This is a genomic window from Inquilinus sp. (genome assembly GCF_057815775.1).
Genome location: NZ_JBYRFX010000773.1, coordinates 1 through 11,067, shown reverse-complemented (window position 1 = coordinate 11,067; position 11,067 = coordinate 1). Strand labels below are relative to the sequence as shown.

The following is an 11,067-nucleotide window of genomic DNA, read 5'->3' as shown; positions in this document are numbered from 1 at the left end:
TCGGGGTCATGTCGCCGACCAGGAGATCGGCCTTGCCGGACAGCAGCGCCGGGATCAGCCCGTCCCAGTCGAAGTCCAGGAAGGTGACCTTCACCCCCATTTCCTTGCCCATCAGCTCGGCCAGCTCGACCGAGCTGCCGGTCCGCGCGCCGTTCTTGTCGACCATCGAATAGGGCGGGCCCTGGGTCTGCACCGCCACGCGCAGTTCACCGCGCGAAGTGATGTCGTCGAGCGTCCCCGCCCGCGCGCCGTCGATGCCGAGCATTGGCAGGAGTGCCAATCCTGCCACGAGCCATTTGCCGATTTTCATGCGTCGTTCCTCCTTGTCATGTCCGCCGCCCGTTTCGGGCTCTCCTTGGGGCACCGCCGCGGCCTTGCCGACCACGGCCGATCGCCTGAAGATTCGTGTCGCCTAAGGGTCCCAGGCCGTGGTGTCGGCCACCCGGATGCCGCGCTTGGCCAGCGCCGCCAGGAACGGGCCGTCCGGCACATGGGTCAGGGGGTTGAGCAGCCCCGTCGCCGTGATCTCGCCGCGCGCCAGCATCTGCGCCACGATGCTGGCCGGGCCGCCGACGCCGATGCTCATGCCGAACAGGCCCGAGGGGAGGTCGCGCTCGATCACGAGGTCCGAGGTCACCGTCTTGCCGCGGCCGCCCTGGACGCCACGGAAGACGTTGCGCATCACGCACAGGTCCTTCTCGGCCGCGCCGTATTGCAGCTGGGGGCCGAGCAGCCGGCCGAGGAATTCCCGCGGGCTGACATCGCCGGCCAGGCCCGGCACGGGCTCCTCCGAGAGGAAGCCGAGCTGCTTCAGCGGCGCCCAGAAGGCGGACCAGCCCGGCCAGCGCAGGGTGTAGCGGCCGGTGCGCAAGAGCGACCCGGCATTATCGAGCATCCGGGCATAATGGACCGCGTCGCCGTTCGGCAGCGCTTCAAGCGTGCCGAGCCCGGCCACCTCGATCTCATGGATGAAGCGGTTGTCGTGCTGCTGCGCGGCCGGGATCTCGACGCGCCGGCCGTCCTCGAGCAGGACCGAAGCGCGGTTCTGGCTCATCAGCACCATGTCGAAGTTCCAGCTGACCTTGTAGGACAGCGGCCCGGTCCGGGCCTTGGGCTCGGGGATGCCGCCGCAGTAGGAGTCGATCGCCGTCACGGTGTCGAACTGCCGTGCGGCGCGCTGGTACAGCACCAGGTCGATGCCGGGGTCGAGGCCGCATTCGGTCATCACGCCGATGCCCGCGGCCGCCGCGGCCGGCCCCAGGTCTTCGATCGACCTGGCATAGTTGGTGGTGACGATCGGCGTCCGCGTCTCGATCGCGGCCGCCACCGCGTCGCGCATCAGCGGCAGCGGCATCAGGTCGATGGCGACGTCCACATCCCGCATCACCGCCGCCAGGGCCGCACCCATCGGCCCTTCAGGCCTGACGAAGCGCACCCGGTCCGGATCGGCCAGGCCTGCGAGCCGGTCGAGCCCGCCGGGGGCTGTGTCGACGCAGACGACCTGCGCGACGCCGGCGCTGGCGGCCAGGTCGGCGATCGCCGCCCGCCCCTGCAGGCCCAGGCCGCCGAGCACGGCAACTTTCACGACATGGCCGATCCGCGCAGCTGCGCCTCGGGCTCGTCGGACCAGCATCCCTTGGGCAGGCCCACCCATTTGTTGCAGGACGCCATCACCACGAAGGTCTCGCTGCGCGAGATCTCACCGGGCTCGCCAACCTTGGGGATCAGTTCGCTGGTCACCCGGTAGAGGTCGGCGACGTCGTCGGCCACGACCACCTCGGCAATGATGTCGAAGCGGCCGGTGACGACCGAGGCGGAGGTGACGAAGGGCAGGTCGGCGATGCGCTGCGCGATCTCATGGATGCGGCCCCGTCCCAGCGTGTTGATGCCGATGATCGCGGAGATGAGCTCGGGCCGGGCCGACAGGTTCAGCAGCCCGACGATCTTGACCACGCCCCGATCCACCAGGTTGCGCAGGCGCGAACGCGCGGTCGGCGCCGACACGCCCATCTTCTCGGCCAGGCCACCGGCGCCGAGCTGTGCATCTTCGGACAGCAGCTTGACCAGCCGCCGGTCCGTCGGGTCGAGGCGTTCCCTCACGCACAGATCTTTCATTCTGGAAAAAAACTTGAGAGAAATTTCTCTCCTGAACAATCTATATGACTGAATTTTCCATTTAGCAAGGACACTGCCCACGGCGGCGGTCGGGTCGCGCTCTCCGACAGCCCCTGGCCGCCGCGGCCGTGCGCCATGCTCTATGTCCAGTCGGATCGGTATCGCCGGCTGTCGGTGCCAATGGCCGAACGCCGGCCCCGACCTGGAGTCCGAGCATCGCCGGATCATGGAGACGGTGCTGGCGGCCGACCTTGATTGTCGAGGGCCACAGCGGCCATTCCGTACGATATTGGCTGGGATAACGCTCATCGGCGATGCCGCGCATCCGAGCCCGCCTGATAGGGACGAAGCCAACGAGGGGAGGATCCGCCGCCGCATCCTGTTGCTTACTTGCCGCCGGTGACATCGAGGAATGTGCCGGTGGTGAAGGAAGCCTCGGCGCTTGCTAGCCATAGGATCGCCCGCGCAACCTCTTCAGGCTGACCGCCTCTCCCCATGGGGATCGAGTCCTTGACGCGATCAACCCGTCCCGGCTCTCCGCCGCTGGCATGCATTTCAGTGTAGATGTGCCCAGGGCGAATGCAGTTGACGCGTATCCCATCCCGCGCAACTTCTTTGGCGAAGCCGATAGTGAATGTCTCAAGGGCGCCCTTCGACGCGGCGTAATCGACATATTCATTTGGGCTGCCGAGCCGGGCCGATGCCGATGAGATGTTGATCACGGCGCCACCCCGCCCGTTGTGACGATAGGACATCCGCTTCACCGCTTGCTGTGCACAGAGGATAGGGCCGATCGAGTTGATCGCGAAGATACGCTGCAGCCGCTCGAATTCGAGATCCTCTAGCCGAGACTGTGGCGCAAGTACCGCGGCGTTGTTCACCAGGACATCGATCCGACCGAATTCCCGGTCGATCGCGGCGAATAATTGAGCGACCTGCCCTGGATCTGCGCTATCTGCCCGAACGGGTAAAGCCCGGCGCCCAACAGCTTCTACATCGGCCGCCACCGCAAGGGCGGCAGACTCGTTTGAGACGAAGCTGATCGCTACATCGTAGCCTTGTGCGGCAGCAAGCCGCGCAGTCGCAGCGCCTACGCCACGACCACCACCCGTTATCAGAATTAGCGGCGCTTGCGAGACAGTATCCATTTGGCGAGCCTTTGATGTGGCGGTGGGAAAATGGCTGGGACTGGAATTGTCCAGATCTCTGGGCTGAAGTGTTGCACCAGCCGGGCAGCGACTTTTTCTGGCGCCTGGCGCGTCGGGAAATGGCCGACGCCGGGCAGGACGATTCTCTCAAATGGCCCGGTGAACGTTTCTCCGACCTTCCGGCTCGTCAAAGGCGGATTGACCCCGTCGAGTTCGCCTTGGAAATAGATCGCTGGACGTGAGAGCGTGCCAGTCGCCTTTACCTTGTCGTCGAGCCATTTGCTGGTGGGATCGGGTTCGGCTTCATCCCAGCGAGATTGGTAGCTGTGCAGCGTCACATCGACCCAGTCGGGATTGTCGAATGAGGCTGCCACCTGATCGACCCGGAATGGACGCCACCCGTCAGCGTCTGAGCGAGGGGCGCAAACCCAGGGCCATGGGCACAATGAGTGCGGCTGTCGCCGCAGCGGCAAGGATGCCAATGGTTTGGTCGCTATGGTCGGCGATTGCGCCATAGACGACCGGCGCGAATCCCCCCGACCCAATGACGCCGGTGTAGAAAAGGGCGAAGGCCCGACCGGCGTCTCCGTTCGGGGCCAGTTCGGGCACCGTGCCATAGAGGACCGAGGAAGTGCCGTTCAGGACGATACCCAGCAATGGGAGAATGATCAGCATCGGCACGAGCGACGTAAATAGGGTCACGACGATCAGGAGCGCCGTTACGGTTTCGGTCGCCACGACACTACCGATGACGCCAAGATGCTTGCCGAGCCAGCTACAGGTTGCTTTGCCAAGTGCACCGCCGATGAAGAGCAGCGCGAGGCCAAAGCCGACATCGGCCGATGTCCCCCCGCGAGCGTGGATCAGAAACGGTAGAAACAGCAGGTAGCCCATCCGCGCCGCGGTATCGAAGGCGCCGATGGTGATGAGGAGAGTGAAGCCGAAGTGAGAGTCCCCACGAGCTACGGCATGTGACCGGGGTGAGGACGAGATCGCCTGTGGAGCCAACGCGAGCAGACCGAACGCGACCGCGAAACCGAGCGCTGCCATGAGACCGATCACGGGACGCCAGGCGAGGATCGGCAATAAAAGCGCTGCGGCTGCGGGAAGCATCGCTTTTCCGAGATCGCCTGAGAAATTATAGACGCCAAGCGCGCCCCGGGATCTCGGGGCGTAGGTGTCTGTGACGAGAAGCGAGCCACGGGGATGCTGGATGCTGGACCCCAATCCGGCCAGCACGAGACCGGCGCAGAGGCCGGCAAAGCCCAGCGGCGACGCCATGACGATGAAGCCCGTCGCGGCGACCATGGTGGATAAGACAAGCGCCGCACACGGTGAAAGCGCCCGCACCAGCTTAACGCCAGGCAATTGCAGACCGCCCATGGTTCCATAGTAGAGCGCGCGGACGAGAGCCAGCCCGGCATAAGAGAGGCCGAACTGCGCCTGCCAGACTGGCAGGAAGGCGTAGAGGCCATCCGTATAGCCATCATGAAGTGCGTGCGCGAGACAGGCGGCGATCAGATTGCGGCGCTTCGCAGGCGACGCGGGGGCTTGATGGGTGGCGTCCAATATCCCGTTTATCTGCATGGGGGACCTCCTTCACACACGACGCTAGACCTGTGAGTTTCAGAGGAATAGAGAGGAGTTAATCACCTTACTGGTCAGTTTTAATCACGATTCCGATGCGCCCTCTCCCACCACTGAACGCTTTGCGTGTGTTCGAAGTCGCGGCCCGGGCCGGCAGCTATGCCGAGGCGGCGACGGAGCTTGGCCTGACTCATGGTGCCGTGAGCCGGCAGATCGCTGCCCTGGAGGGCTGGCTCGGCCAACGTCTTTTCGCCCGCGCCGGCCGGCGCATGGTCGCAACGCCGATCGCCCGCGTCTTCGCCGCCGAGGTAAGCCTCTCCTTTGATCGAGTGATTGCGGCAGCCGAAGCCTGCGGCCGACCGGGTGCGCGGCGAATCCTGAGGGTGAGTGCCCCAACGACCTTCGCCATGCGCTGGCTGATCCCCCGTCTGGAGCGCTTCCACCAGGAAGAACCCGATACCGAGGTGGCGGTGACGACAGTCTCGACCGTGCATGAGGAACTTCGTGGCGGATTTGATGTCGCGATCCGGCGGGGTGTGATCAGCGAAAACGCTTGGCCTCGTTACCGCGCGGTCCCGGTGCTGGAGGATGTCGACACCCTGATAATGAGCCCGGCGCTGTTCGCCCGACACCCGATCCGCGCGGCGTCAGATGTCGAACGGCATGTGCTGCTGGCCAGTGAAACGCGACCCGGCGAATGGGTCGATTGGTTGGAAACAGCTGGCCTATCGCATCTCGCGGGCAGGCCGCGGCGGATTTTCGATCACTTCTTTGTCACGCGACAGGCCGTCGAGGACGGCCTTGGCATCGGCATTGGCCCCTTGCCGCTTCTGAAAATCGACGTCCTATCCGGCCGGATCGTGACGCCACTGCCAGAGATCCGAGTTCGCCGTACCGGTTATGTGGCGTTGATGGCTCTCGATGCTGAGAGGGCAGGACCGCTCACCACCTTCGTCACTTGGTTGGCAGCGGAACAGGGCCGCGCCCGATAGGTAAGGACTGCCTCCCGCTGTAGTCCGGAGCTTCAGCCGATCCCGATTTCCGTACAGGAAATCCCCTAGGAGACGCCGCAGATGTTCATGCTGTGGAACGGCTTGGCGCGGTCAGCACCAGGAGAAGACGTCCGCCATCGCGGCCGCCGCGTTGTGACGCAGGGCAACGAATCCCGAAACCGAAGCCGGGGCAATGCCTTGGTTCGGTTCAGCCCCTAGCCTGAGACCGACCGGCTCACAGCATCGGCCTCCGCCGAATAGGGCAGCGGCTCGCGGCCGGTGAAGAAGGCCCAGAAGCTTTCGTAGACCAGGTCCGGCCGGTGTTCCGCGGGATAATGCCCGGTCGGGATCGCCCAGCCCCTGAGATCCGGCGCCCAGGGCAACCAGGCCTCGATCGGCTTGAGATGGCGCCCGACATGGCTGTTGCTGCCCCACAGCACCATGACCGGGCATTCGATCTGCCGCTTGCCGAAATCGGCCGTGTCCATGGCCAGGTCGAGCGTCACGGTCGCCCGGTAATCCTCGCAAACGGCATGAATCTGCTCCGTCGTGGTGCAGCGGGCATATTCCTTGAAGGCTTCGGGCGTGAAGATCTGCAGGCCGACACCCTTCTTGTTGAGCTTGTACTGGATGTAATAGTCGAGATCGGCACAGATCAGCTTCTCCGGGAACGGCGCCTTCTGCGCCATGAAGAACCAGTGATAGCTTTCCAGCCCCCATCCGAGCGTGACGTTGGTCAGCAGATGATGGGTCGGGATGATGTCGAGCGCGCAGAACCGGCTGACCCGGTCCGGTCGGTCCAGCGCCATGCGGAAACCGACGCGCGCGCCCCGGTCATGGCCGGCGAGGGCGAAGCGGTCGAAGCCGAGTTCGCTCATCACCTCGAACGCGTCCTCGCCCATCGCCCGGAAGCTGTAGGCGGCATGGTCCGGGCCGCCATCGGGCTTCGAACTGTCGCCATAGCCGCGCAGGTCGATCGCCACCACCGTGAAGGTCTTGGCGAGCGTGGGGGCGATGCAGTGCCAGCTGACATGGGTCAGCGGGTTGCCGTGGATCAGCAGCAGCGGCGGGCCGTTGCCCGCGACGGCGACATTGATCTCGGCGCCCTTCGTCCGGATCCGTCGATAGGTGAAGCCCTCCATCAGCGATGTGTGGGCTGTTGCCAGGGGCGGCATCCGGGCGCCGGCTGCCGGTGAGGTCTGGTCGACCATATCGTTCCTCCCGCGAATGGTGCCGTACCCTTTGCCGAGAATTGCATACTGTCAACAATTTTCAGTTGACTTTATTTCGAGCCGGCGCACGATCGGGCCAACGGTCACAGGGAGCGACACCATCTCGTCATGCGGGACTGTCGGCCTCCGCCCGAGCCGAAGGGTTCACCATGACAGACACATCCGACCTTGCCCCGCGCCCCCGCCTGGCCCTGCTGATGGGGGACATGACCGGCATCGGCCCCGAGCTGGTGGCGCGCGTCGTGTCCGACGGCAGGCTGGACGACGCCGCCCGCATCGTCGTCTTCGGCGACCGCCGTGTGCTTGACATGGGGGCCCGCGACGCCGGCGTCGAGCTGTCCATTAGGCCCGTCGTGGACACACAGAAAATCGACTGGGACAGCCCCGGCGTGCCGCTGATCGACCTCGGCAACATCGACCCCGCCGCGTTTCCGCGCGCCGCGGTCTCGGCGGAGTCGGGCCGGCTGACCGGCGACACGTTGGCCGCTGCGGTGCAGCTGGCGCTGAAGGGCGGGCTGGACGCGATCACCTTCGCCCCCCTGAACAAGGCCGCCCTGCATGCCGGCGGATGGCGCTTCCTCGACGAGCACAAGCTGTTCGCCCATCTGCTGGGCCACAAGGGCTATTTCTCGGAGATGAACGTGCTGGACGGCCAGTGGATGTCGCGCGTCACCTCGCACGTGCCGCTGCGCGTGGCGGTGGAGCAGATCAACCACACCAGCATCATCCAGGCGATCGAGCTGGTCGACACCACCATGCGGCGCGCCGGGATCGAGAAGCCCCGCATCGCCGTGGCGGCCCTGAACCCCCATGCCGGCGAGAACGGCCTGTTCGGACGGGACGAGATCGACGTGATCGCCCCGGCCGTCCGCGCCGCCGCGGCGACGGGCATCGACTGCAAGGGGCCCTTCCCGTCCGACACCGTCTATATCAAGGCCTTCGCCGGCGAGTATGACAGCGTGGTCGCGATGTATCACGACCAGGGCCAGATCGCGACCAAGCTGCGCGGCTTCAGCCGTGGCGTGACGGTGACCGCGGGCCTCGACACGGTGTTCACCACGCCGGCACACGGCACCGCCTTCGACATCGTCGGCCAGGGCGTCGCCACCACCGGCGCGCTGGAGGCCGCCGTCCGGCTGGCGGCGCAGCTGGCCCGGCGGAAAGGGCTGCACCGGGCCGAAACCGCGGCCTGAGGCTTGGGCCGATCCGGACAGAATGTCACTGCCCCGGCGCCTTGATGGCAGCCGCCGGCAATCCATTGTTCTCGTCGCCTGCCTGGGGCGGCGTCGGTCCTTGGCACCGACCGTCGCAGGCCGGTTTTCCGATTGACATCATCAGTAAACTGTTAACAATCTTCAAAAAACAAAACGTCCTCATGCACACGCATGCGGCCTGCGAAATGGCCGGGGAGGATTCATGTCGTTCGTCGAACTCGACAGCCTGACGAAGCGCTACGGCGACCTGACCGTCGTCAATGGGGTCGATCTCGCCATCGAAAAGGGAAAGCTGGTCTGCCTGCTCGGCCCGTCCGGCTGCGGCAAGACCACGACGCTGCGGCTGGTCGCGGGGTTCGTCGAACCCTCCGGCGGGCAGATCCGGGTCGGTGGCCGCGTCATCTCGTCCTCGACCCGCAGCGAGCCGCCCGAGGCCCGCAACATGTCGATGATCTTCCAGAGCTACGCGCTGTGGCCCCACATGACCGTGTTCGAGAACGTCGCCTACGGCCTGCGGCTGCGGCGCGCGAGCAAGGCCGATATCCAGGCGCGGACCACCCGCATCCTGCAGGCGACCAAGCTGGACATGCTGGCGGAACGCTATCCCGGCGAACTGTCCGGCGGGCAGCAGCAGCGCGTGTCGCTGGCCCGGGCGCTGGTGGTCGAACCCGAGACGCTGCTGCTCGACGAGCCGCTGTCCAACCTGGACGCCAATCTGCGTGAGGAGATGCGGTTCGAGATCCGCCGCCTGCACGACGAGTTCCGCTACACCACGGTCTATGTGACCCACGACCAGACCGAGGCGATGACCGCCGCGGACATCATCGTGGTGATGAACCAGGGCCATGTCGAACAGGCCGGTTCGCCGGAAGACATCTACGAACGGCCGCGATCGGAATTCGTGGCGCAGTTCATCGGCGGCACCAACGTCTTCAAGGGCCGGCGGGTCGGCGACGATGCCGTGGAATGCGGCGGCGGGCTGACCTTGCGCTGCGGCAGCGGCGATTTCGCCGCGGACGGCACGGCGGCCGTCTCGGTTCGGCACCACGACATCCGGCTCGCGAATGAGCGGCCGGGCGGCGAGGCCGGCAACTGGGCGTCCGGCAAGGTGATGCGCCAGGTCTATCTGGGCTCGCACCGCGACTACCTTCTCAACCTGTCGGACGGCACCGTGGTGCGGGCGATCGCCCCTGTCGGCGTCGCCATTCCGGAAAATCAGGAGGTCTGGCTTCACTGCCCGCCCGAGCGGTGCAGGGCGCTGGCCCATTAACCAGGGAGGAAAAAACATGTCGAACGCAAGACTTGCGGCTGTTGCCCTGATCTCGGTCCTGGGCTGGGGCCAGGCAGGATGGGCGGCGGCGCCGGAGCCCTATCAGGTGACGCCCGACCTCATCGCCGCGGCCACCAAGGAAGGCACCGTCGTCTACTACACCTCGACCGACGTGCAGGTGGCCGAGAAGCTGGGCGCCGCCTTCGAGGCCAAGTATCCCGGCCTGAAGGTCCAGGTCGAGCGCGCCGGGTCCGAACGGGTGTACCAGCGCATCGGCCAGGAATATTCGAGCGGCATCCACAATGCCGACGTGATCGAGACCTCGGATGCCTCCAACTTCCTGACCTTCAAGGAGCAGAGCTGGCTGACCCCGGCGGTGCCGGCGGATGTGGCCAAGTACTGGACCGATGAAGACCGGGACCCGGACGGCCAGTACGCCGCCTTCCGCGCCACGCTGACGGTGATCGCCTACCGCACCGACATGGTGAAGCCGGAGGATGTGCCGAAGACCTGGACCGACCTGCTCGACCCCAAATACAAGGGCAAGATGGTCAAGTCGCATCCGGGATACAGCGGCAACGTCATGACCGCGACCTATGCGCTGAGCCAGCTTCTCGGCTTCGACTACTTCGAGAAACTGGGCAAACAGGATGTGATGCAGGTCCAGTCCTCGACCGAGCCGCCGAAGGTGCTGGCCCAGGGCGAGCGGCCGATCGAGGCGGATGGCAACGAGTACAACGTCTTCATCCTCCAGGACCGCGGCGTGCCGATCAAACCGGTCTATCCGCCTGAAGGCACATCCATCGCCTATGGCAATGCGGCGATCCTGGCCTATGCGCCCCATCCGAACGCGGCGAAGCTGTTCTATGCGTTCATGTTCTCGCAGGAGGCGCAGCAGTTGAACGTCGATGTCGGCGGCCTCCGGTCGGTTCGCCCCGATGTCAAGGAAGAGGCCAGCCGCACGCCGCTGTCGCAGATCAAGGTCATCGAGTCCAACCCGTCGGATGTCCGCGATGCCATCGAGGATATCAAGCAGAAGTATGAAGAGTACTTCGGCACGTAAGGTTATCTGAAGAGCTTCGACGACAGGGACCATTTTTCACTGTCATCCTCGGGCTTGACCCGAGGATCCAGGGGCGGCCGGAGCTGTTCTCGATGCCCCCTGGATTGCCGGGTCAAGCCCGGCAATGACAGCGGGAGAGGGATCGGCCCCGGCATGGCCTGACCCCTCATCCCATTAGCCCCGTGAATCGCGCCAGAGGTGACAAGGTGACCAGCGCAGCCCTGCCCGCCGAGTCCGCCCGCAGCCGGCGCCCCCGCCGCTTCGACCTGTCGATGCCGCTCTTCGTGCTGCTGGCCGTGGTCCTGTGCGTGCTGGTGCTGTTCCCGCTGTTCTGGCTGGGCTATTACGCCGTCACCGACAAATCAGGGTCGCCGACCCTGGCGAATTTCGGCCGCCTGCTGTCCGATGCCACCATTCACCGCGCCTTCCTGATCGCGATGGCGATG

12 protein-coding genes are annotated in these 11,067 nt (G+C 65.4%); 5 read left to right on the top strand and 7 right to left on the bottom strand.

The window, feature by feature from the left end; all coding sequences use genetic code 11:
* The 6 genes from AC3XYG_RS27310 to AC3XYG_RS27285 form a co-directional block, all read right to left on the bottom strand.
* A partial coding sequence (locus tag AC3XYG_RS27310; protein ID WP_489143028.1) for a transporter substrate-binding domain-containing protein occupies positions 1-385 on the bottom strand: 385 nt, incomplete at its 3' end.
* Between the two features lie 27 nt (positions 386-412).
* On the bottom strand, positions 413-1,585 hold the full coding sequence (locus tag AC3XYG_RS27305; RefSeq protein WP_489143027.1) for a saccharopine dehydrogenase family protein: 1,173 nt from the start codon (positions 1,583-1,585) through the stop codon (positions 413-415).
* Positions 1,582-2,100 (bottom strand): Lrp/AsnC family transcriptional regulator, encoded by a 519-nt coding sequence (locus tag AC3XYG_RS27300; RefSeq protein WP_489143026.1) that lies wholly within the window; start codon positions 2,098-2,100, stop codon positions 1,582-1,584. The genes AC3XYG_RS27305 and AC3XYG_RS27300 overlap by 4 nt, the downstream gene beginning before the upstream one ends.
* 401 nt (positions 2,101-2,501) lie before the next feature.
* Positions 2,502-3,263, bottom strand: a complete 762-nt coding sequence (locus AC3XYG_RS27295) for an SDR family oxidoreductase (RefSeq protein ID WP_489143025.1) — start codon at positions 3,261-3,263, stop codon at positions 2,502-2,504.
* Complete coding sequence (locus AC3XYG_RS27290; RefSeq protein WP_489143024.1) at positions 3,236-3,637, bottom strand: alpha/beta fold hydrolase; 402 nt, start codon at positions 3,635-3,637, stop codon at positions 3,236-3,238. Before AC3XYG_RS27290 ends, AC3XYG_RS27295 begins: the two co-directional genes overlap by 28 nt.
* A 28-nt stretch (positions 3,638-3,665) precedes the next feature.
* On the bottom strand, positions 3,666-4,850 hold the full coding sequence (locus AC3XYG_RS27285; protein WP_489143023.1) for an MFS transporter: 1,185 nt from the start codon (positions 4,848-4,850) through the stop codon (positions 3,666-3,668).
* Between the two features lie 95 nt (positions 4,851-4,945).
* On the opposite strand from AC3XYG_RS27285, the gene AC3XYG_RS27280 reads away from it, so the two are divergent.
* Positions 4,946-5,842 carry a LysR substrate-binding domain-containing protein gene (locus AC3XYG_RS27280; RefSeq protein WP_489143022.1) on the top strand — a complete coding sequence of 299 codons (897 nt, stop codon included), beginning with the start codon at positions 4,946-4,948 and terminating at the stop codon, positions 5,840-5,842.
* Between the two features lie 215 nt (positions 5,843-6,057).
* Here the strand turns inward: AC3XYG_RS27280 and AC3XYG_RS27275 are convergent, their stop codons facing one another.
* Positions 6,058-7,053 (bottom strand): alpha/beta fold hydrolase, encoded by a 996-nt coding sequence (locus AC3XYG_RS27275; RefSeq protein ID WP_489143021.1) that lies wholly within the window; start codon positions 7,051-7,053, stop codon positions 6,058-6,060.
* 170 nt (positions 7,054-7,223) lie between these two features.
* Between AC3XYG_RS27275 and AC3XYG_RS27270 the strand changes: the two genes are divergently transcribed.
* From AC3XYG_RS27270 to AC3XYG_RS27255, 4 genes are all read left to right on the top strand, one after another.
* Positions 7,224-8,267, top strand: coding sequence for a PdxA family dehydrogenase (locus tag AC3XYG_RS27270; RefSeq protein WP_489143020.1), 1,044 nt, complete (start codon positions 7,224-7,226; stop codon positions 8,265-8,267).
* Between the two features lie 223 nt (positions 8,268-8,490).
* The gene (locus AC3XYG_RS27265; protein WP_489143019.1) at positions 8,491-9,558 is read left to right on the top strand and encodes an ABC transporter ATP-binding protein; all 1,068 of its coding nucleotides are present in this window, start codon (positions 8,491-8,493) and stop codon (positions 9,556-9,558) included.
* Positions 9,559-9,574: 16 nt separating this feature from the next.
* Entirely contained in the window at positions 9,575-10,621 is a 1,047-nt protein-coding gene (locus tag AC3XYG_RS27260) for an ABC transporter substrate-binding protein (RefSeq protein ID WP_489143018.1), read from the top strand.
* 206 nt (positions 10,622-10,827) lie between these two features.
* The coding region (locus AC3XYG_RS27255) for a hypothetical protein (protein ID WP_489143017.1) at positions 10,828-11,067 on the top strand (240 nt) is incomplete at its 3' end.